Genomic DNA, 20,692 nt, shown 5'->3' with positions numbered 1-20,692 from the left:
GTGCCTACTGGACCCCGAGTGCTCGCATCCGCGCGTACAACGTGGTGCGGCTGATCCCGAGGTCCCGGGCGGCGCGGACCTTGTTGCCGCCCGCTCGGTCGAGCGCGTCGACGATCGCGGTTCGCTCGGCCTGTTCCCGTCCGGAGAGATGGGCCGCCCGACTCGTCGTCCGATAGGTGGCCGGGAGATCCGCGGTTTCGATCACGCGTGCCGCCCGCTCCCGGCACGACGCCGCGGCCTCCCGCAGGACCGCGATCAGCTCGGTGAGGTTCCCGGGCCAGTCCTGGCTGAGCAGGGCGTCGGTCGCCGGTCCGGACAGCGTGAGTTCAGGATCGATCTCACCGAGGACGCCGCTCGCGACGGCCGCGAGCTCCGAGGTCCGGTGACGTAGTGGCGCCGGATCGATGCGGGTTGCGCACCGGCCGAGCAGCGCCGCGACCGCGGGACCCGCCTGTGCGCGAGGACCGCTGACGAGGATCAACGGCGCCGCCGCCGGTGTCGATGCCGTGGCCCGCGTGACCAGGGCGATGGACCGGTCGTCGAGCAGGTCGACACCGTCGATCACCAGCGGGACCCCCGACGATCGAGCTCGTGCGAGCTGACCGGCGACATCCGGCTGTCGACCGTTGATCAACTCGTCGGCGACGTCGACGACCACGGTTCGGCCGGACTCGTCGGATGATTCGGCGGCAAGTTCGAGAGCCAGCGTCGTGCGTCCGGTGCCCGGCTCACCGGAGACGGCGACGGTCGTGCGTGACGGCCGGACCGGAGTGGACCGCGTCGGCGTCGTCGGTGTGCTGAGGGCGCGGAAGCGGAACAGTGCGGCCCCGCGGGTACCGGCCACCGGTTCGACGGCGACCTCGACCTCCGCCCCGGAGACGAGCGTGAGGGGCAGCGTCGTCGTACGCAGCGCGGGATCGGTGGCGATCACGCGGAGTGCGCCGATGTCGGTGGGGGAGAGCAACTCGGCGGCCAGGGCATTGGTGAGTTGCAGGTCGTCGCCGATGGCGGCCACCGCGATGTCGCGACGTGGCGCGGCGCGCTGGAAGGCGTCGAGCACGCGTCGCTGGTGCGCACGGGATCGGTCGAGCAACCGGTCCGCGATGTCGGCGACGATGCCGTTGACCACCGGCACCGCGAGCGGGTTGATGCGGTCGGCGATCTCGGACATGCAGATGATCCCCGCGAGGCGTCGGGTCGCGGGATGGATGATCGGCTGCCCGAAGCAGCTGATCGTCCGGAACTGTTCGAGGTAGTGCTCGGTGCTGTTGACGATCACACCGCCGCGCGTCTCGGCGGGGGTGCCGAGCGCGGTGGTCCCGACGATGTCCTCGCCGAACGGGACACCGGGCGTCGCACCGATCGCATCGAGCCGGCGTTCGACGGTCGTCCCGAATGCCACCCGGGTGACCATGCGGCACTCGTGGTCGACGAGCAGCAGCGACACGTCGGTGTCGGCGAGACGGGCCGCGGCGTCGTCGAGGACGGGACGCGCCGCATCGAGCAGCGGATCGGCGGATCCGATGTCCCGGAGTCGGGCGGGGGTGTTGTCCTCCGGCCTGACTCCCGACAGCGCCGACCGTCGCCACGAGTGCTCGATGACAGGGCGGTGTGGCGTTCGATCTGGCCGGAACGAGAGAGTGTCGATGACACCAACGTGACACACATCACCGACGAAGGAAAGCCCGGATGCCGGGCCGGAACGGCGTCGGTGGGTCGTACTACCGTGGGCCCATGCGCGTCGCGACCTGGAACGTGAACTCGGTGAAACAGCGGATTCCGCGCCTGCTGCCGTGGCTCGACGAACGGCGTCCCGACGTCGTCTGCCTGCAGGAGACCAAGCTCTCCGATGCCGCATTCCACGAGACGCTCGGCGCCGATCTCGCCGAACGCGGTTATGAGATCGCGCATGCGGGGCAGGGTCAGTGGAACGGCGTCGCCCTGCTCTCGCGGGTCGGGCTCGATGACGTGCGAATCGGATTCGACGGCATGCCCGGCTACCCGAACCCGGAGACGCTCGAGGCGCGGGCGGTCTCGGCGGTGTGCGACGGCCTGCGCATCTACTCGCTCTACGTGCCCAACGGCCGCACCCCGGACTCCGATCACTACACGTACAAGCTCGAGTGGCTGGCCGCGCTCGCGCGCGCGGTCACAGACCCGTCGTCGACGCTTCTCTGCGGCGACATGAACATCGCTCCCGCCGACGCCGACGTCTTCGACCCGGACGCCTACGTCGGGCACACGCACGTCACCCCGCCGGAACGGGCGGCACTCGCCGAGTTCGCGGCTCTGGGTCTGCGGGACGTCGTCCGTGACCGCTGGCCGGACGACCGGGTCTTCAGTTACTGGGACTACCGTGCCGGAATGTTCCACAAGGACCTGGGCATGCGGATCGACCTGATCCTGGCCGGCGAGTCCGCCGCCGGCCGGGTCGAGGCGGCCTGGATCGACCGCAAGGCGCGCAAGGGCAGCAAACCCAGCGATCATGCGCCGGTCATCGTCGACCTCGACGAGGCCCCCGACGGGGACATCGGCCCGGTGGTCCCGCCCCCGTCGAATCCGGCCAAGCGCGGTGGCTCGAAGGTGAAACTCCCCCAGACGCCGGAGTGATCCCGCTCACTATTCTCGAATCTGCTGCGCCGCAACGTGATTCGTCAGCGCCCACACGGGATTGGCCTGTTGAGACGATTGCGGCAACCTGTCTCTTCTCCGATATGATCACCGCGGCCCGAGCACGGGCCAAAGATCCTCGTGAGAAAGAGAATTCACACATGAAGCACCTCAGGGCAGGGATCATGGCGCTGGCCATGATGGGTGCAGTACTCGTCGCCGTCCCCGTTGCGACGGCACACGCGGCACCGGCGACGGTGGCGCTCCCGACGGCGTCCGCAGCGATCGGCGGCGACCACAGGAGCGTGATCGTCGACGTCCGCGGGGGAAGCCTCGCGGTCACGCCGGCGGGTGCGCTGCAGATCCTCGACGGCCGCGGTCGCATCGTCTCGTCGATGCCGCTGTCGGGGCAGATGGACGGGTTCACCGTTCCGCTGCGCGCCGCGGTCAGTGCGGACAAGTCGTCGGTCACCCTCACTCCGGTCGTCGGAACGGACTTCCGGGCCGTGCTCGACGCCGCCGAGACGAAGGCGGCCAAGCAGCGCCTGACCAAGCAGCAGCGCTACGACATCATGTGGACGGAGCTGAACAAGGGCTGGCGGGGGAACACGCCCTTGTACACGCTGATCGGCGGCCTCATCGGCTTCATCGTCTTCGGCTGGATCGGCGCCGGCGTCGGTGCGTTCATCGGTGCCTACATCGGCTACGGCGAGTCGAACCCGAAGGCGTGGCCCTCGGTCGTCGCCTGGTTCAACACCCCGTAGGCGCCCGGAATCGTCATGCCCGCCCCCGGCCGGATCTCTGGACCGGGGGCGGTGTCGTATCCGGGTCCTATCGTGGGGCCCATGCGCGCCGACCCCATCGATCGACCGGCCGACCTCGACGCCGTCCGCGCGTCTTATGACCGGGTGGCCGACGACTACGTCCGACTGGTGGTGGACACGGGAATCGGCGACCCCCGGTATCAGCCGTGGCTGAAGGCCGCACTCGACGCGTTCGCCGAATCGGTGGCGGGCATCGGTCCCGTGCTCGACGTCGGCTGTGGACCCGGGACCGTCACCGCCTATCTCGCCGAGCGCGGACTCGAGGTGTCCGGCGTGGACCTCTCGCCGCGCATGATCGACAACGCGCGTCGCCTGCACCCGTCCTGCCGTTTCGAGGTCGGCTCGGCGACCGACCTGGATCTCGCTGACGCATCGGTGGGCGGTGTCCTGGGGTGGTGGGTCGTTGTTCAACCTCCCGCGGCACGTTCTCCCTCAGGTGCTCGCCTCATTCGCCCGCGCATTGATGCCGGGCGGCTGCTTCATCACCGGCACCCACACGGGCGAGAAGGACGTGCGACGCACTGTGGTCTACGGCGGTCCGGTCGAGTGGACGACCCATCAGTGGTCGCCGGAGAAGTACGTCGGATTGATCGAGCAGGCCGGCCTGCGCCCGGTCGCCGAGCTCCGGCTGCCCGCCGACGAACACGTCGGACCCGGTCTGGTCGTCATGGCCGTACGGGACTGAGGGGCACTCGATGTCGAGACGACTCCTCGTCCGGGTGGCCCGCGGCTACGGACGGTTCCTCGGTGTCGTGCTGTCACTCGCCCATCGAGCCGGAGGTCAACGTCTGCCGGCGGGACCAGGGCCGACCGCCGGGGTGCTCGTGACCGTGCACGTCGCACTCGTGACGATCTGGTTCGGACCCCTCGGGCTCGCGCTCGCGGTGATGGCGGGCCTGGGTGCCGGGGTCGTTGCCGGCCTCCGCATCCGGCACCGCCCGCTGTCCGACGAGGAACGTCGAGCCGCCGAGCGTGTGTTCGGGCCTGCCGAATGGTTCGATGACGTGATCCTCACCGACCTCTCCGGACTCGGGGGACGTGCCTTCACGCTGCCCGCGGTGGACGGCCTGGTCTTCTGTCACCTCGGCGCGATGTTCGACGCGCCGCTGGGGCCCGGGCCCGTGGCCTATCCGGTGCCCGGACAGCTGCTGATCCACGAGCTCGTGCACGTCCGGCAGATCGTCGGCGCCGGGTCGTCGGCGTCGTTCCTGGCCGACGCGCTCGCGGTTCAAGCGCGGCACGAGCTCGGCGAGAACGTCTACCGCCTCCGCGGGCCGGGTGACGCTCACCACGAGTGGGCAGAACACAACCTCGAACGCCAGGCGACGATCGTCGACCGCTGGTACGGCGGTCAGAGCTCACCGTCGCGCCGACCGATGGATCCCGACAGTCCTTTTGCACCCCTGATCGCGCAGGTCCGGGCACCGATTCCGGCCAGGGGAAACGGTCGGCCAGATCGGGCCGGACGAAGCCTCGACGCGCCGGGTCCGGGGGTGTAAGAGTGGAGAAGGTAATGCCGTGTCGCAGTGTGTTCGGGCCCCAGCGCACACGACCTGTTCACCTGCAGGTCGCGCGGAGGATCCGTTTTTTGACCTGTGCAAACCCGATCGGTAGAGTGGATCGTCGGTGCCCGGCCAATGCTGGGCCAGTCCGCATGCCCGGCCAATGGCTCTCGAGTCGGCCCCGAGATCGAGTGAACTCGGGGCAGGGCGGCACAGCGGCCTGACAGGCGAATCCGCTGTCGAGTGTATGACACGCCCGACCCCGGGGTAGCGAAAATGTACTGACCAGTGCGTATGCGCTGGTGGGGCGAGTTGTGGAAGCGCGCCGGAAGTCGGTCTGGAGATCGGTTTCCACGAGCTTGCCCGGAGCACCAACCACAACGGACAACAAAGAGGAATGAACACCTAGTGCCAACCATCAATCAGCTGGTCCGCAAGGGCCGTCATGACAAGGCTGCGAAGACCAAGACCGCGGCCCTCAAGGGAAGCCCGCAGCGTCGCGGCGTGTGCACCCGCGTGTACACCACCACCCCCAAGAAGCCGAACTCCGCGCTGCGCAAGGTCGCCCGTGTGCGTCTGACCAGCTCGGTGGAGGTCACCGCCTACATCCCCGGCGAAGGCCACAACCTGCAGGAGCACTCGATGGTGCTCGTCCGCGGCGGTCGTGTGAAGGACCTCCCGGGTGTGCGCTACAAGATCATCCGCGGCTCGCTCGACACCCAGGGTGTCAAGGACCGCAAGCAGGCCCGTAGCCGCTACGGCGCGAAGAAGGGGAACTGATAAGTCATGCCACGTAAAGGACCCGCACCCAAGCGCCCGCTGATCAACGACCCGGTCTACGGTTCGCCGCTGGTCACCCAGCTGGTCAACAAGATCCTGCTGGACGGCAAGAAGTCGACCGCCGAGCGCATCGTCTACGGCGCGCTCGAGCAGGCCCGCGAGAAGACCGGCACCGATCCGGTCGTCACCCTCAAGCGTGCGCTCGACAACGTCAAGCCCACCCTCGAGGTGAAGAGCCGCCGCGTCGGTGGCGCCACCTACCAGGTGCCGATCGAGGTCAAGCCGGGTCGCGCCAACACCCTGGCGCTCCGCTGGCTCGTGACCTTCAGCCGTCAGCGTCGCGAGAAGACGATGGTCGAGCGCCTGGCCAACGAGCTGCTCGACGCGTCCAACGGCCTCGGTGCTTCGGTGAAGCGCCGCGAGGACACTCACAAGATGGCCGAGGCCAACCGGGCGTTCGCGCACTACCGCTGGTGATCACTGTCGGCCGCGGTGGCCCTTTCCGGGTCGCCGCGGCCGGACCCACCTCAGACCCAACAGCTCTAGCGAAAATGCGAGGCGAATAAGTGGCACAGGAAGTGCTCAGCGACCTGAACAAGGTGCGCAACATCGGCATCATGGCCCACATCGATGCCGGCAAGACCACCACGACCGAGCGAATCCTCTTCTACACCGGTGTGAACTACAAGATCGGTGAAACCCACGACGGTGCCTCGACCACCGACTGGATGGAGCAGGAGAAGGAGCGTGGTATCACCATCACCTCCGCGGCCGTGACCTGTTTCTGGAACAAGAACCAGATCAACATCATCGACACCCCCGGCCACGTCGACTTCACCGTCGAGGTGGAGCGCAGCCTCCGCGTCCTCGACGGCGCGGTCGCCGTGTTCGACGGCAAGGAAGGCGTCGAGCCGCAGTCCGAGCAGGTGTGGCGTCAGGCCGAGAAGTACGAAGTCCCCCGTATCTGCTTCGTCAACAAGATGGACAAGCTGGGCGCGGACTTCTACTTCACCGTTCAGACCATCAAGGACCGTCTCGGCGCCAAGCCGCTGGTCCTGCAGCTCCCGATCGGTGCCGAAGACAACTTCGACGGCGTCGTCGACCTCATCGAGCAGAAGGCCATCACCTGGCGCGGCGTCGTGCCGACCGGTGCCGAGCCGACCATCGAGGAGATCCCGGCCGACCTGGTCGAGAAGGCTGCGGAGTACCGCGAGCAGCTGCTCGAGACGGTCGCCGAGTCCGACGAAGCCCTCATGGAGAAGTACTTCGGCGGCGAAGAGCTCACCGTCGAGGAGATCAAGGCTGCGATCCGCAAGCTGACCGTCTCCCGTGAGCTCTACCCGGTTCTCTGTGGCTCGGCCTTCAAGAACAAGGGTGTCCAGCCGATGCTGGACGCGGTCATCGACTACCTGCCGTCCCCGCTGGACGTGCCGTCGGTCGAGGGCCACGCCGTGGGCGACGAGGAAGAGATCCTCTCGCGCAAGCCGTCCGCCGACGAGCCGTTCTCGGCTCTCGCGTTCAAGATCGCGGCCCACCCCTTCTTCGGCAAGCTCACCTTCGTGCGTGTGTACTCCGGCAAGATCAACGCCGGCACCCAGGTGCTCAACGCCACCAAGGGCAAGAAGGAGCGCATCGGCAAGCTGTTCCAGATGCATGCCAACAAGGAGAACCCGGTCGAGGACGCCACCGCGGGTCACATCTACGCGATGATCGGCCTCAAGGACACCACCACCGGTGACACCCTGTGTGATGCGGCAGCGCCCATCGTGCTCGAGTCCATGAGCTTCCCGGACCCGGTCATCAACGTCTCGATCGAGCCGAAGACCAAGTCCGACCAGGAGAAGCTCGGCACCGCGATCCAGAAGCTCGCCGAAGAGGACCCGACCTTCTCGGTCCAGCTCGACGAGGAGACCGGCCAGACCGTCATCGGCGGTATGGGCGAGCTCCACCTCGACATCCTGGTCGACCGCATGAAGCGCGAGTTCAAGGTCGAGGCCAACGTCGGCAAGCCGCAGGTGGCGTACCGCGAGACCATCCGCAAGACGGTCGAGAAGCACGAGTACACCCACAAGAAGCAGACCGGTGGTTCAGGTCAGTTCGCGAAGGTCATCATCAAGCTCGAGCCACTCGTGGATGCCGAGGACGGTGCGACCTACGAGTTCGCCAACGCCGTCACCGGTGGTCGAGTCCCGCGCGAGTACATCCCTTCGGTGGATGCCGGTGCCCAGGACGCCATGCAGTACGGTGTCCTCGCCGGTTACCCGCTGGTCAACCTGAAGGTCACCCTGCTCGACGGTCAGTACCACGACGTCGACTCGTCGGAAATGGCCTTCAAGATCGCCGGCTCGCAGGCCCTCAAGGAAGCTGCGAAGATGGCCGGCCCGGTCATCCTGGAGCCGATCATGGCCGTCGAGGTCACGACTCCCGAGGACTACATGGGCGACGTCATCGGCGACCTGAACTCCCGCCGTGGCCAGATCCAGGCCATGGAGGAGCGCAGTGGTGCACGTGTCGTGAAGGCACAGGTGCCGCTGTCGGAGATGTTCGGCTACATCGGAGACCTTCGGTCGAAGACCCAGGGCCGGGCAAACTACTCCATGGTGTTCGACTCGTACGCGGAAGTTCCCGCGAACGTGTCGAAGGAAATCATCGCGAAGGCCACCGGAGAGTAATTCCCCGGTCGCCCTGGCGACACGCGCTGGCCGACAAGCGGGCGCACCAACGTAAATGAAAACCCCTGCTGGGATCCGCCCAGTAGAGCAACAACAGTCCAGGAGGACAATCAAGTGGCGAAGGCGAAGTTCGAGCGGACCAAGCCGCACGTGAACATCGGCACCATCGGTCACGTCGACCACGGCAAGACCACCCTGACCGCGGCCATCACCAAGGTGCTGCACGACAAGTACCCGGAACTCAACAAGAGCTTCGCGTTCGACCAGATCGACAAGGCTCCTGAGGAGAAGGCTCGCGGTATCACGATCAACATCTCGCATGTTGAGTACGAGACCGAGAAGCGTCACTACGCTCACGTCGACGCTCCGGGTCACGCCGACTACATCAAGAACATGATCACCGGTGCGGCTCAGATGGACGGCGCGATCCTCGTGGTTGCCGCCACCGACGGTCCGATGCCGCAGACCCGCGAGCACGTGCTGCTGGCCCGCCAGGTCGGTGTGCCCTACATCCTCGTCGCCCTGAACAAGGCCGACATGGTCGACGACGAAGAGATCATCGAGCTCGTCGAGATGGAGGTCCGCGAACTGCTGGCCGCCCAGGACTTCGACGAGGAAGCACCGGTCGTCAAGGTCTCGGCGCTCAAGGCGCTCGAGGGTGACGCCGAGTGGGCCAAGTCGATCGAAGAGCTCATGGCTGCTGTCGACGAGTCGATCCCGGATCCGGTTCGCGAGACCGACAAGCCGTTCCTCATGCCCGTCGAGGACGTCTTCACCATCACCGGCCGCGGCACCGTGGTCACCGGTCGTGTGGAGCGCGGCGAGGTCAACGTGAACGAGGAAGTCGAGATCGTCGGCATCCGCGAGAAGAGCACCAAGACCACCGTCACCGGTATCGAGATGTTCCACAAGCTCCTCGATTCCGCACAGGCAGGCGACAACGCCGGTCTGCTGCTCCGCGGCCTCAAGCGTGAGGACGTCGAGCGCGGTCAGGTCATCGTGAAGCCGGGCACCACGACCCCGCACACCGAGTTCGAGGGCCAGGCGTACATCCTGTCCAAGGACGAGGGCGGCCGTCACACCCCGTTCTTCAACAACTACCGTCCGCAGTTCTACTTCCGTACCACGGACGTGACCGGCGTCGTGACCCTCCCCGAGGGCACCGAGATGGTCATGCCGGGCGACAACACCGAGATGAGCGTCAAGCTCATCCAGCCGGTCGCCATGGACGAGGGCCTGCGCTTCGCCATCCGCGAGGGTGGCCGCACCGTTGGTGCGGGTCGAGTCACCAAGATCACCAAGTGATCTTGCTTTGACGCACTGACTCTCTGAGTCGAGAAGGCGCCCCAGCCGCGAAAGCGGTTGGGGCGCCTTTGTCATCACGTGTCCGTGAACGGATCGTCGACGAACTCTGACGAGACGAGAAAAGCCCGCCGGCGCTCGACTGCACTCAGTCGATCGCCGGCGGGCTTTTCGGGAAATGTCCTACTGCGTGTTCGTGTAGAGGTCTCCGTACTCGCCGCGCATGTTCTTCTTGTCCAGCTTGCCGACGCTGGTGCGCGGCAAGCGGTCGACCCGGATGATCGTGTCGGGGAGCTGCCACTTGGCGAACCGGTCGACGAGCAGCGCGTGCACCTCGTCGATGTCGATGTCCTCGCCGTCGGTCGTGGCCACCAGCACGACCGGTCGTTCCTGCCACTTCGGGTGTTCGACGCCGATGACGGCTGCCTCGGCCACGCGCGGATGAGCGACGATGGCGTTCTCCATGTCGATCGAGGAGATCCACTCACCTCCGCTCTTGACGACATCCTTGAGACGGTCGGTGAGCTTCATGTACCCGTTCTCGTCGATCACGCCGACGTCGCCGCTGCGCCAGTAGCCGTCGAGGAACTTGTCGGCGTCGTCGTCGAGGTTGTGATAGCGCTCGGTGATCCAGGGACCGCGGAAGAGCAGTTCACCCTGGCTGACCCCGTCATGCGGCAGGCCGTTGCCGTCGGCGTCGACGACTCGTACATCGACGCCGTTGAGCGGAAGTCCCTGGGAGCGCTTGAGATCCCACTTCTCTTCGTCGGAAATCCTGCCCTGCAGGGTGTACTTGAGGCCGCGGTTGATGGTCACCATCGGGGTGGTCTCGGTGGCGCCGTAGGCGTGGATGATGTCGGCGCCCGTCAGGTCGGCGAAGCCGCGCATCAGAGACAGGGCGGGTTCGGTTGCGCCACAGAGGAGTCGGGCGCGACTGAAGTCGGGCTTCTCGTCGAGTGTGGTGATGTAGTCGAGCATCGGCTGGAAGATCGCCGGTGCTCCGTTGGCGATGGTCACACCTTCGTCGATCATCGTGTCGACGAGCATCGCGGTGTCGTCGGCCTGGTATCGCCCGGGCAGAACGACTTTGGCGGCACTGAAGATCGCCGACTGGGGAAGTCCCCAGCACGAGGAGTGGAACATCGGGGTGATCAGCATGACCGCGTCCGAGGCATCCATGCCGAGGTTGGCGGCCTCGGCCAGCGTGTGCAGGTAGATCCCGCGATGCGAGTAGTAGACGCCTTTGGGCCGACCGGTGGTGCCCGTGGTGTAACACGCACTGTAGGAGGACTTCTCCTCGATCACCGGCCAGTCGAAGGACGGTTCGGCGGCGGCCATCAGGTCCTCGAAGAACACGACGTCGGGCAGGCTGGTGGAGATCTCGGCGGACGGGCGATCCGTCATGACGACCCACTGGCGCACACCGGGTGCGTGGGGGGCGATGGCCTCGGCGACCGGGAGCAGCGACTCGTCGACGAGCACCACCGATGCCTCGGAGTGCGAGGTCACGAAGCCGAGATCCTCCGGGGCGAGACGCAGATTCATCTGCAGCATGACCGCACCGGTACCCGGGATGGCCCAGTACAGCTCGAAGTGACGTCTGCTGTTCCAGTCGAGGACGCCGACGACGTCGGCCGGCTTCACGCCGAGGCCGGTCAGCACGTTGGCGGCGCGCTGGGTGCGGGCATAGCACTCGGCGTAGTTGTAGCGATCCCAGGAACCGTCGGCGGTGCGGGAGACGATCTCCTGCTCCGGGTAGGTGCGAGCGCTGTGGCGGATCAGCGTGGTGGTGTTGAGCTGGTAGGAGTCGCCGTGCGTCGAGGGCAGGCCCCGGACGATCTCGGTGGTCATGACGGTCCCTTCGGATTCGTTGGTCGATCGTGCTGTCCTGAGGATCACGACCAGACAGCCGATACAACTGTACAGTTGACGATTCTGATGTATGGAAACCCATCTCTTTGTACAATCGACGTCGGCCTGCGGGAGGTACACAGTCATGTCAGATCCACGCGCGAGTCCTGGTGATCTCACCGCGAAGGCGAAGATTCGCAACGCGGCACTCGACCTGTACGCCGATCAGGGGGAGGGGCGTGTCTCGATGCGCGCTGTCGCCGCGGCGGCCGGGGTGACGGTGGGGCTGGTCCAGCATCATTTCAAGACCAAAGAGGGCCTGCGCAATGCGGTCGAGCAGCTCATCGTCGACTACCACGCCCAGGCCATCGCGTCGGCGCCCACCGACGGCACCCCCGGTGAGGTGATAGCCGAACGGGACCGGGCGGTTCAACGGATGCTTCTCGAACACCCGCCGGTGGTCGACTACCTCCGACGCGCCGTGCTCGATCCGGCGGGTGAGCACGGGGCGCTGATCGGACGTCTCACGGAACTGACCAGGTCGGAGGTCACCAAATCGCGCGAGAGCGGGCTGGCATCCACCGACCGGTCCGAGGCCGTGCAGGTGGTTCGGGTGATGGTGCGCCAGCTCGGTGGCCTGTTCCTGCAGCCGATGGTCGACGCGATCTGGGCGGGCGCGGGTGGGCTCGACACCGCCGACTCGGAGAAACCCTCCCTGAGCGTGTCCATCGTCGAGCGGTAGTCCGGGTGGCCCACGATGGCCGCGGGTACGGGTGGGAACGGCATGGTGTGACGCGGCGCGCACCGCGGCCGGCCGTAGGCTGATTTTCATGCGCGTGCTGAAGCGGCGGGCCGAGCCGGCCCTCGCGGTCCGGGTGGCCGGCGAACCCAACAGGGGGTTGCCGGTGGTACTCGTCCACGGGATGGCGTCGGACCATTCGACATGGCGTCCCCTCGCATCGGCGTTGCGCCGGCAGGGTCGACCGGTCGTGAGCGTCGACCTCCGCGGACACGGCCGCAGCGGTCGCCCGCAGAGCGCCTACCGGCTCGACGACTTCCGGGACGACCTCGTCTACGTGCTCGACGTCCTCGGCATCCACCGGGCAGACGTGGTCGGGCATTCGCTCGGTGCGCACACCGCGCTCCGTCTGGCGATGCACGAGCCGTCGCGGGTGCGGCGTCTGGTCCTCGAGGAGGTACCGCCCATGCCCCGCGACGAGGCCGACCTCTCCGAGGGCATCACCATGAAGGCGACCCTCGGCGAACAGGTCCGCGGACTCCTCGCCCTGATGGGAAACCCCTTCCCGGTCATCCGGTTCGACGGCCGGATGGGCGACGAGATCGTCGCCGAGTTCGATGTCTGTGCACCACAGTGGTGGTCGGAACTGCCGCGCGTGAGCGCCTCGACGATGGTCATCTCCGGCGGGGAACGCAGCTTCCTGCCGCCTCGTCACCTGCGGACGGTCAGCGAGGCCCTGCCGGATTCACGGTTCGTCACCATCGATGCCGGACACAGCGTGCACCGCGACCGACGTGCGGAGTTCATTCGGCACGTCGAGGAGTTCCTGGGACCCAACGTTCCCTGAGGTGCGCGCGAAGCGAGCCTCGACGGGCCTGGGTCGCTAGGCCGGCTTGTTGTGCAGCGGCCGCGGGTCGACGCCCACCTTCGTCCACGCCTCGTACGCCCACGGGACGTAGAGGTATTTCAGCGGTAGTCGGTTGACCAGCGGGTTGATGGCGCGCATGAAAGCCGCGAAGCGCTGGAAGTTCTTCTCCTTCTTGTCGTTCCACTCCAGGTCGCAGACGTCACGCATCTGTTGGGGGAGTGTCCCCACGATGACCGTGCGGATGAACGCGTTGAGCGGAGCCGACAGAACCGTCCACACCGGGCCCGGGACCTTCTTGGGGCGAGGCAGCCCCTGACGGATGTAGCCGGTGGCATAGACGATCGTCTTGTGGGGGACGAAGCGGTCGAGCATGTCCTCCCAATACGCGAGGAACTCCTCGTAGGTCTGGGGCTGACCACGGTCGCTGACACCGTAGAGCTGGTACCAGACCTTGCTCTCCTCGAAGATCTGCACCTTCTCGGCGTAGCTGAGCCGGCGGATGAACGTGTCGGTGATGTAGAGGACCTGGTCGACGAAGGTCGCGTGCGCCCAGTAGAACAGCTCCGGGCTGAGCGCGTGATAGCGCGAGCCGTCGCTGATGGTGCCCTTGATGTCGCGGTGGAAATCACGGACCGTCCGGCCCCACTTCTCGGGTTCGGTGCTGTAGACGGTCTTCATCACGGGCGGCCCGGTCCGCTTGGCGCGACCGAGGAAGTCGCTGAAGATCACCGAGTGGTCGAGGACGGCCTGCCCGAGTTGCTCGATGCAGTTCTCGGTGCCGGCCAGCCGCTGGAAGCCGAGGATGCCCCGGGAATCGCCGTAGAACTTCCACACGAGTGAATCGGCTCCGAGCCGAGGCCGCACGATCTCGCCGGCGGTGTCCGGGGTGTCGTCGACGATCATCGGCTCCGCCTCGCGGATACCGGCATCGAATCCCTGGTTGACTGACATGAGGGCGAGGGTAGTGCACTTGGAACAAAGTGGGAAGGTTGTTCCATCGAATTCACACAACCCTCGTTCAAAGTCGACGCGAGTGACCCAGGAGGATGTGATGCCCGGCGGCGTGAACGGTGAGTGGGAGCTCCCGGATGTGGAGGATCTGCTCGCGACGGCCGTGGTGGTTCGTCTCCCCATGCGAACCCGGTTCCGTGGGCTGACCGCCCGCGAGACGATGGTCTTCGCCGGGCCGGCGGGCTGGGGCGAGTTCGGTCCCTTCGTCGAGTACGGCGACGTCGAGGCGTCCGCGTGGCTGCGGGCCGGCATCGAGGCCGCCTATCTCGGTCCGCGCCCCGCGGTGCGGGACACGGTGCCGGTCAACGCGACCGTGCCCGCGATCCCGGCCGAGGACGTTGCCGAACTGCTGAAGCGGTATCCGGGCGCGGGGACGGCGAAGGTGAAGGTCGCCGAACCGGGCCAGACCCTCGACGACGACGTCGCGCGGGTCGCCGCGACACGTGAGGTGATCGGGCGGGTGCGCGTCGACGCCAACGGTGGCTGGTCGGTGGACGAGGCGATCACCGCTCTCCGTGCGATCGGGGACGTCGAGTACGCCGAACAGCCGTGCCGCACGGTCGACGAGCTGGCGCAGGTGCGGCGTTCGGTGGACGTGCCGATCGCCGCCGACGAGTCGATTCGCAAGGCCGACGATCCGTTGCGCGTGGTCGCCGCGGAGGCCGCGGACGTCGCCGTGGTGAAGGTGGCGCCGCTCGGTGGGATGCGGGCGACGCTCGAACTCGCCGACACCCTCGGGCTCGACGTCGTCGTGTCGAGCGCCCTCGACAGCGCGATCGGCATGGCGGCCGGCGTGGCCGCGGCCGCGGCACTGCCTCGTCTCGACCTCGCCTGCGGCCTCGGCACCGGTTCGCTCTTCACGGCGGACGTCGCGCCGTCGTTCCTGATGCGGGACGGCGTCGTCGAACCGCGGTGGTTCGGTGCCGGGTTCGACGTCGACGTCGTGAGTCATGCTGCGCCGGAGGACCGTCAACAGTGGTGGCGGCATCGGCTTCGACGCTGTCATCGGCTGCTCGTCGAGGGCTGAGCTCTCGCCGGCCGATCGGAGGCGAGTTAGGAACGCTTTTCCCGGATTGTCTCAACATGGTCTAGTATGCGATGTGGATCACATTCTGCACGACTCGACTGGATGGGAGACGGTCATGGCGTCGGTACTCGCGACCCCTCCCGCGGGGAGCGGCTTGCAGGCCGTGCCGTGTTCGGGTCGTAACAGCATCCTCGAGATCATGTCGATGCGGCGCGACCCGTTCGCCTTCGCCGACCGCCGCCGCGCCCGGTTCGGCAACGTGTCGGGACTCGATGCCTTCGGCGTGCGGATGGTGGTGACGGGAGACCCCCGCGCCGCGCAGGAGATCCTGATGAACAAGGACCGGGCGTTCGCCAATGGTCCGGCGTGGAGCTACTTCATCGGTCCCTTCTTCAACCGCGGCGTCATGCTCCTCGACTTCGACGAGCACCGTCACCACCGGCACATCCTGCAGCAGGCGTTCAGCACCTCCGCGCTCAAGGGCTACATGCAGGAGATGCAGCCCATGATCGCCGAGCGCGTCGGGGAGTTCCCGGTCGGCTCGGTGAGACTGTTCGAACAGTTCAAGGCGCTCACCCTCGACGTCGCGCTCGAGGTCTTCCTCGGCCTGAACCTTCCCAGGGATGAGGCCGACCGGATCAACAAGGCGTTCATCGACACCGTCCGTGCAGGTGTCGCCTACGTGCGCAAACCCGTTCCGGGCGGTCGCTGGTGGAAGGGGCTGCGCTCGCGCAAGGTCCTCGAGGAGTTCTTCTACGCCAACATCGCGGCGAAGCGGGCACGGGAGACACCGGATCTCTTCTCGGTTCTCTGTCACGCGGAGAGCGATGAGGGAGATCGCTTCTCCGACGAGGACGTGGTCAACCACATGATCTTCGTGCTCATGGCCGCGCACGACACGTCGACGATCACGATGACCCAGATGGCCTACCACATGGCCAAGGCGCCCGAGTGGCAGGAACGTGCCCGGTCGGAGTCGCTCGAACTCGGACCCGAACTCGGATACGACAGCCTCGGGAGCATGACTGCGCTGGACCTGGTGATGAAGGAGTCGCTGCGGCTCTGTCCGCCGGTGCCGGCCCAGCCCCGCATGGCCATCAAGGACACCTCGGTCCAGGGTTTTCACATCCCCGAGGGCACCATCGTCACGACTTCCTCCTTGTCCGGCCAGCGGGACCCGGAGTTCTTCACCAATCCCGACATGTTCGACCCGGAGAGGTTCGGTCCGGAGCGCGCGGAGGACAAGTCGCACCGGTTCGCCTGGATGCCATTTGGTGGTGGCGTTCACAAATGTATCGGCCTGTATTTTGGCCAGATGGAGATCAAGACGATCATGCATCACCTGCTGCGTGGTTACGAATGGTCGGTGCCGGCCGACTACACGATGCCGATGGACTACAGCGCGCTGCCCGTGCCCAAGGACAAGTTCCCCGTGACCCTTCGGCGCCGGTGATCGAGTGTCGGACAATCTCGTGAAGGAGACCGTGAAGAGCGTCGGGCAGCGGAAGGGCGCCCGCACGTCCACCCGGAAGGTGCGCAACACCGCGAGCCCGGCCGACCAGGAGGCGGCGATCCTCGCGGCCGCGGCGTCGGAGTTCGCCGAGGTCGGTGTGCGCCGCGCCAACATCGACGAGGTCGCAGCGCGTGCCGGCGTCAGCCGCAGCACCCTGTACCGCCGCTTCCCGAACAAGGAGGCGCTCCTCTATGCCGTGGCCAACGATGCCTACGAACGCGGCATGCAGAAACTCGAGGCCTCGGTCAAGGGGATGGGACCCAAGGAAGCGCTCGTCGAGGCGTTCGCGGTCGGTGCCGAACTCGTCATGTCCGACCCGCTGTTGAGCCGGCTCGTCCTCACCGACTCCGAGATCAAGAGCGTCACCGCGAAGATGACGTCGCTGTTCATCGACATGGTCACCGATCGGGTTGCGGCCACGCTGCGCGAGGAGGGCGCCCAGATGCCGGTCGAGGATCTGCTCGAGGCGGTCGAGATCCATATGCGCCTGGTGATCTCGCTCCTCGAGACGCCGCCGTCGGATCCGGCCCGCACCGAACCGCAGCGGGTTCGCGACTTCGCGGCGAAGTTCCTCGCCCCGATGATCTGGTGACCGGAGCCCGACGCACTACGGCGACGACCTCATGCGCGGCGGCCGTGCGCGCCGCCCACTGTCGAGACCAATCAACAACAATCACCCGAGGTGGAACCAATGAGCCTGCGTGACAAACTGTCTCGGAAGCCCGACCACGATGCCGTCCGAGCAGCGCTGTAGGACAAGGTGGTGGTCATCACCGGCGGCGCGCGCGGTATCGGATTCGAGACCGCGACCCAGCTGTTCCGGGCGGGCGCGAAGGTGGCCATCGGCGATGTCGACGGCGAGGCGGTCGGCAAGGCCGCGGCCGATCTCGGCATCGAGGGCGTCGAGGTCGATGTCACCAGGCGGGAGTCCTTCGACGCTTTCCTCTCCGAGGTCGAGAGCCGGCTCGGACCGATCGACGTCCTGGTCAACAACGCCGGGATCATGCCGGTGGGTCCCTTCCTGTCCTACGACGACACGATCATCCGGCGGACCTTCGACATCGACGTCCTCGGCGTCATCATCGGCTGCCAGGAAGCAGCTCGACGGATGGCCCCGCGACGCACCGGCCACATCGTCAACATCGCGTCGACGGCCGGCCGCATCCCGACCCCGGGTCTGACCATCTACAACGGCGCCAAGGCCGCGGTGATCGAGTTCTCCGAGGCGCTGGGCGCCGAGCTCGAGCCGGAGGGTGTCACCGTCAGCGCCGTCCTCCCGACCTTCACCCGGACCGCGCTGATCTCCGGACTCCAGACCAACAAGTTCATCCAGACCGTGTCGCCGGAAGAAGTGGCGGCCATCGTCGTGGAGACGATCGCCCGCCCGGTGACGGGCGTGTACGCCCCGCGGTCGATGCGCTGGGCGGACTCGAGTCCCCTGTTCCCACAGGCGATGAAGCGGTTCAGCCGGAAGCTCACCAAGTTGGACTCGATCTTCCTGAGCCCCGACCAGGAGGCGCGCGCCGCCTACTCGAGCCGAATCCGCGGTGAGAAGGTCGAGAACAAAGCGGACACCCGCCTGTCGTCGTAGAGGAGAGCCCGGCTTTGAGCGAGGGGTCGCGGTCCGGTGCGGCGGACATCGCGTCCGCCCGCAGCGCTCGGCGTGAACTGCGCGAGGCGCTCGACGAGTTGCATGCCGTGGAGGTCGACGCGGGCCTGCGACGCCCGGTGCCGCGGTGGCGGTGGATTCCGGCGATTCTGGTGACGGTCGTCGCGGTCGTCGGCGCCGGGATCGCGGTCGCGGCCTGGTCCGACGCGCGGAACGCCTACACCGACGACGACTTCGAGCGGGCCGCCGCCGAACGCGTCGGCGTGCTGATCGCGCCGGACCATCGCGATCCGGGCCGGGCGCGCAAGATCCTCGCGGGCGCCACCGGCACCTTCTACGACGAGTTCGCCCAGTCCGCGGACAGCTACAGCGCTTTCGTGCAGGCCAATGGTTCGGTGTCCGAGTCCTCGGTCGACGGCACGGGTGTCTCCGCCCGGGAGGGCGACAGCGCAACGGTTCTCGTCGCGGCGACCGTCGTGTTCGACGCCGATGACGGGACCGGTCCGGGGCAGGCACGCCGATTCCGGCTACGGGTACTGGTCACACCAGACGACGGCTCGCTGAAACTCGGGGCGGTGCAATACCTTCCATGACCTCATCGAGTTACATCTCGGCGCGGGCCGGCGCTCTCCGAATTCTGGCGGCGGCGCTGGTGCTCGCGGTTGCGCTGGTCGCCGCAGGGTCCGCGTGGCGTGCCCACGCCGCGGGAGACGAGCTGCAGCACAGCCGTGAGCAGCTCCGCAACCGTGCGGGAACGATCGTGGCCGACGTCTTCTCGGTCGATTCGTCTCGGTGGCAACAGGATCGGGCGCGGGCCCGGGAGCTGGTCGCCCGCCAGTTTCTCGACAGCTACGGAGCACAGCTCACCCGGCCACCGGAGCCGGGGACGATCTCGGTCGTGTGGCGGCCCGAGATCGTCAGCGTGGTCGACGCCGACGCCGTCGAAGGGCAGGCCCTGATGCGGGTGGCGGTGACCGTACGGTCCGGTGTTCGTGCCGGATCCGAACCTGATGCGGCGACGGTCCGGCGATCGGTGCTGGCTCGCTTCGTCCGTGCCGATGATTCGTGGATGCTCGCCGCGGCCGATGTGATCGGGTGAGACGGTGACGCAGGCAGACGACTCGACCTCCGCCCGCGTGCGGCTTGCCCGCAGCCGGGTCGACGAGGCGACGCGGAGTGCGCTCACGGCCCGGATCGCCGCCGCTCCCGCGCTCCGCGAGCGTGCCGTGCGACGGACGCGCCGCCTACGAGCGGGTCTTCTGGCCGTGGCGGCGATCGTCGCGATCCTCGTCGTCGCGGGTGTTGTCCTGGGATGGCAGATCCGCGGGCAGCGGGCGGAAGTCGATCTGCAGGGCGAAGTGCTGGATTCGGCGCGTGCTGCGGTCACGGCCATGCTGACCGCCGACCCGGCCGAGGCCGGTGCCTATGTGGACGGAGTACTCGCGGTGAGCACCGGCTCGCAGCGGGATCGCATCGACAAGGCCCGTGACGCTCTCGTCACCGAAGTGCGCAGGCAGGCCGGACGCAGTGTCGGACAGGTGGTCTCGGCCGGCCTGGTGACCGATCCGGCGTCGGACGACACCGGCACCACCGTGGACGTGCTCGTCGTCGCCGACGCCACGAACCCGCTGTTGCTGGGGTCGGAGGGGGCGGCGGCTCCGGCCGCCGTCGACGCGACCGCCGAACGCATCACGGCGCTGATCACCATGGAACTCACCGGTGACGGCTGGAAGATCGCCGAGGCGCGTCTGTCGTGACCGAACTCCTGGAACCGCGCCCGACACGCCGGCAACGCCATCGCATCGCTGCCCTGACCGTCGTCACCGTCGTGGCACTCGTTGTCGCGCTGATCGCCGGGATCGCGGTGTTGCGGTCCGACCCACAGCCCAGCGAGGACGAGCGTGCCGCGATCCTGTCCGCGGCGGGCGGCGCGGTCGGTGCGCTGATGACATTCGGACCGGATGACCCACCCGACCAGCGGCGGCGCACGGATGCGCAGCTTGCCGACCCGTTGCGTCTCGAATACCGCAATCGGGGCGCCGACGTCGTCCTTCCCGGAGCGCGGGCCGCGGCGATCTCGATGGTCGGACGGGTCGTGGGCGCCGGTCTGGACGACAGCGCCGACGAACGCGCGCGGGTCCTCGTGTTCATCGATCAGACGCTGTCTGTCGCAGACGGACAAAAACCTATAGGCTTTAGGGAGCCTGCCGATGCGGACGGTGAGACAACCCCTACCGCGAGGTGGGCACTTATGCGTAAGGTCGACGGGAATTGGCTGTTGTCCGACCTGCAACCGGTCGGAGACGTAACCCGCTGAGGCACTGTCCTCGGAATGTCATCGGGCATTCCGAGTTGAACGGTGTCCGCGGTGAGAGAGGACGAAG

At 67.1% G+C, this 20,692-nt stretch carries 21 protein-coding genes and 1 pseudogene; 19 read left to right on the top strand and 3 right to left on the bottom strand.

What is annotated here, in order from left to right; all coding sequences use genetic code 11:
• Positions 1–4: 4 nt before the first annotated feature.
• Positions 5–1,666: a sigma-54-dependent Fis family transcriptional regulator gene (locus BPODLACK_RS06715; RefSeq protein WP_159404939.1), complete on the bottom strand. Its 1,662-nt coding sequence runs from the start codon at positions 1,664–1,666 to the stop codon at positions 5–7.
• A gap of 68 nt (positions 1,667–1,734) precedes the next feature.
• On the opposite strand from BPODLACK_RS06715, the gene BPODLACK_RS06710 reads away from it, so the two are divergent.
• The 9 genes and pseudogenes from BPODLACK_RS06710 (at position 1,735) to tuf (ending at position 9,693) form a co-directional block, all read left to right on the top strand.
• Positions 1,735–2,610, top strand: coding sequence for an exodeoxyribonuclease III (locus BPODLACK_RS06710; protein ID WP_159404938.1), 876 nt, complete (start codon positions 1,735–1,737; stop codon positions 2,608–2,610).
• 161 nt (positions 2,611–2,771) lie between these two features.
• Positions 2,772–3,374, top strand: a complete 603-nt coding sequence (locus BPODLACK_RS06705; RefSeq protein ID WP_159404937.1) for a hypothetical protein — start codon at positions 2,772–2,774, stop codon at positions 3,372–3,374.
• 15 nt (positions 3,375–3,389) lie between these two features.
• Positions 3,390–3,770: pseudogene (locus BPODLACK_RS23465) on the top strand (class I SAM-dependent methyltransferase); the annotation flags it as partial.
• A gap of 100 nt (positions 3,771–3,870) precedes the next feature.
• On the top strand, positions 3,871–4,119 hold the full coding sequence (locus tag BPODLACK_RS23460) for a hypothetical protein (protein WP_236577621.1): 249 nt from the start codon (positions 3,871–3,873) through the stop codon (positions 4,117–4,119).
• A 10-nt stretch (positions 4,120–4,129) separates the two neighbouring features.
• Positions 4,130–4,933, top strand: coding sequence for a hypothetical protein (locus BPODLACK_RS06695; protein WP_159404936.1), 804 nt, complete (start codon positions 4,130–4,132; stop codon positions 4,931–4,933).
• Positions 4,934–5,344: 411 nt separating this feature from the next.
• The gene (rpsL, locus tag BPODLACK_RS06690; RefSeq protein WP_004020596.1) at positions 5,345–5,716 is read left to right on the top strand and encodes a 30S ribosomal protein S12; all 372 of its coding nucleotides are present in this window, start codon (positions 5,345–5,347) and stop codon (positions 5,714–5,716) included.
• Positions 5,717–5,722: 6 nt separating this feature from the next.
• Positions 5,723–6,193 (top strand): 30S ribosomal protein S7, encoded by a 471-nt coding sequence (rpsG, locus tag BPODLACK_RS06685; protein WP_006434721.1) that lies wholly within the window; start codon positions 5,723–5,725, stop codon positions 6,191–6,193.
• A gap of 89 nt (positions 6,194–6,282) precedes the next feature.
• On the top strand, positions 6,283–8,388 hold the full coding sequence (gene fusA, locus BPODLACK_RS06680; RefSeq protein ID WP_024497658.1) for an elongation factor G: 2,106 nt from the start codon (positions 6,283–6,285) through the stop codon (positions 8,386–8,388).
• Between the two features lie 114 nt (positions 8,389–8,502).
• Positions 8,503–9,693 carry an elongation factor Tu gene (gene tuf / locus BPODLACK_RS06675; RefSeq protein ID WP_006434719.1) on the top strand — a complete coding sequence of 397 codons (1,191 nt, stop codon included), beginning with the start codon at positions 8,503–8,505 and terminating at the stop codon, positions 9,691–9,693.
• A gap of 180 nt (positions 9,694–9,873) precedes the next feature.
• On the opposite strand, the gene BPODLACK_RS06670 is transcribed toward tuf, so the two are convergent.
• Complete coding sequence (locus BPODLACK_RS06670) at positions 9,874–11,541, bottom strand: long-chain-fatty-acid--CoA ligase (protein ID WP_159404935.1); 1,668 nt, start codon at positions 11,539–11,541, stop codon at positions 9,874–9,876.
• 145 nt (positions 11,542–11,686) lie between these two features.
• Here BPODLACK_RS06670 and BPODLACK_RS06665 point away from each other — a divergent pair, with 145 nt between their 5' ends.
• Both BPODLACK_RS06665 and BPODLACK_RS06660 read left to right on the top strand, forming a co-directional pair.
• Positions 11,687–12,283 carry a TetR/AcrR family transcriptional regulator gene (locus BPODLACK_RS06665; RefSeq protein ID WP_006434717.1) on the top strand — a complete coding sequence of 199 codons (597 nt, stop codon included), beginning with the start codon at positions 11,687–11,689 and terminating at the stop codon, positions 12,281–12,283.
• Between the two features lie 88 nt (positions 12,284–12,371).
• Positions 12,372–13,127, top strand: coding sequence for an alpha/beta fold hydrolase (locus BPODLACK_RS06660; RefSeq protein WP_024497660.1), 756 nt, complete (start codon positions 12,372–12,374; stop codon positions 13,125–13,127).
• Positions 13,128–13,163: 36 nt separating this feature from the next.
• On the opposite strand, the gene BPODLACK_RS06655 is transcribed toward BPODLACK_RS06660, so the two are convergent.
• Positions 13,164–14,099, bottom strand: a complete 936-nt coding sequence (locus tag BPODLACK_RS06655; RefSeq protein ID WP_024497661.1) for an oxygenase MpaB family protein — start codon at positions 14,097–14,099, stop codon at positions 13,164–13,166.
• 100 nt (positions 14,100–14,199) lie between these two features.
• On the opposite strand from BPODLACK_RS06655, the gene BPODLACK_RS06650 reads away from it, so the two are divergent.
• The 8 genes from BPODLACK_RS06650 (at position 14,200) to BPODLACK_RS06615 (ending at position 20,625) form a co-directional block, all read left to right on the top strand.
• On the top strand, positions 14,200–15,186 hold the full coding sequence (locus BPODLACK_RS06650; RefSeq protein ID WP_006434714.1) for an o-succinylbenzoate synthase: 987 nt from the start codon (positions 14,200–14,202) through the stop codon (positions 15,184–15,186).
• 115 nt (positions 15,187–15,301) lie between these two features.
• Positions 15,302–16,639 (top strand): cytochrome P450, encoded by a 1,338-nt coding sequence (locus BPODLACK_RS06645; RefSeq protein WP_006434713.1) that lies wholly within the window; start codon positions 15,302–15,304, stop codon positions 16,637–16,639.
• Between the two features lie 4 nt (positions 16,640–16,643).
• Positions 16,644–17,291, top strand: coding sequence for a TetR/AcrR family transcriptional regulator (locus tag BPODLACK_RS06640; protein ID WP_159404934.1), 648 nt, complete (start codon positions 16,644–16,646; stop codon positions 17,289–17,291).
• A gap of 168 nt (positions 17,292–17,459) precedes the next feature.
• Entirely contained in the window at positions 17,460–18,290 is an 831-nt protein-coding gene (locus BPODLACK_RS06635; protein WP_394855152.1) for an SDR family oxidoreductase, read from the top strand.
• Between the two features lie 14 nt (positions 18,291–18,304).
• Positions 18,305–18,901 carry a hypothetical protein gene (locus BPODLACK_RS06630; protein ID WP_024497663.1) on the top strand — a complete coding sequence of 199 codons (597 nt, stop codon included), beginning with the start codon at positions 18,305–18,307 and terminating at the stop codon, positions 18,899–18,901.
• Positions 18,898–19,407, top strand: coding sequence for a hypothetical protein (locus tag BPODLACK_RS06625; RefSeq protein ID WP_024497664.1), 510 nt, complete (start codon positions 18,898–18,900; stop codon positions 19,405–19,407). The genes BPODLACK_RS06630 and BPODLACK_RS06625 overlap by 4 nt, the downstream gene beginning before the upstream one ends.
• 4 nt (positions 19,408–19,411) lie before the next feature.
• Complete coding sequence (locus tag BPODLACK_RS06620) at positions 19,412–20,065, top strand: hypothetical protein (RefSeq protein WP_024497665.1); 654 nt, start codon at positions 19,412–19,414, stop codon at positions 20,063–20,065.
• Positions 20,062–20,625: a hypothetical protein gene (locus tag BPODLACK_RS06615; protein ID WP_024497666.1), complete on the top strand. Its 564-nt coding sequence runs from the start codon at positions 20,062–20,064 to the stop codon at positions 20,623–20,625. The genes BPODLACK_RS06620 and BPODLACK_RS06615 overlap by 4 nt, the downstream gene beginning before the upstream one ends.
• The last annotated feature ends 67 nt before the right edge of the window (positions 20,626–20,692 follow it).

It is taken from the genome of Gordonia sp. YY1 (assembly GCF_009872315.1).
Classification (GTDB): Bacteria; Actinomycetota; Actinomycetes; order Mycobacteriales; family Mycobacteriaceae; genus Gordonia; species Gordonia amicalis.
The sequence above is the reverse complement of the archived record's forward strand: the minus strand, read 5'-3'. Positions and strand labels throughout refer to the sequence as shown.

Bases quoted from the DNA above. Each gene is read 5' to 3' on its own strand.
- BPODLACK_RS06710 (WP_159404938.1), top strand. From the start codon at position 1,735: ATGCGCGTCGCGACCTGGAACGTGAACTCGGTGAAACAGCGGATTCCG.
- BPODLACK_RS06705 (WP_159404937.1), top strand. From the start codon at position 2,772: ATGAAGCACCTCAGGGCAGGGATCATGGCGCTGGCCATGATGGGTGCA.
- BPODLACK_RS06695 (WP_159404936.1), top strand. From the start codon at position 4,130: ATGTCGAGACGACTCCTCGTCCGGGTGGCCCGCGGCTACGGACGGTTC.
- rpsG (WP_006434721.1), top strand. From the start codon at position 5,723: ATGCCACGTAAAGGACCCGCACCCAAGCGCCCGCTGATCAACGACCCG.
- BPODLACK_RS06670 (WP_159404935.1), bottom strand. From the start codon at position 11,541: ATGACCACCGAGATCGTCCGGGGCCTGCCCTCGACGCACGGCGACTCC.
- BPODLACK_RS06665 (WP_006434717.1), top strand. From the start codon at position 11,687: ATGTCAGATCCACGCGCGAGTCCTGGTGATCTCACCGCGAAGGCGAAG.
- BPODLACK_RS06660 (WP_024497660.1), top strand. From the start codon at position 12,372: ATGCGCGTGCTGAAGCGGCGGGCCGAGCCGGCCCTCGCGGTCCGGGTG.
- BPODLACK_RS06655 (WP_024497661.1), bottom strand. From the start codon at position 14,099: ATGTCAGTCAACCAGGGATTCGATGCCGGTATCCGCGAGGCGGAGCCG.
- BPODLACK_RS06650 (WP_006434714.1), top strand. From the start codon at position 14,200: ATGCCCGGCGGCGTGAACGGTGAGTGGGAGCTCCCGGATGTGGAGGAT.
- BPODLACK_RS06645 (WP_006434713.1), top strand. From the start codon at position 15,302: ATGGCGTCGGTACTCGCGACCCCTCCCGCGGGGAGCGGCTTGCAGGCC.
- BPODLACK_RS06625 (WP_024497664.1), top strand. From the start codon at position 18,898: ATGACCTCATCGAGTTACATCTCGGCGCGGGCCGGCGCTCTCCGAATT.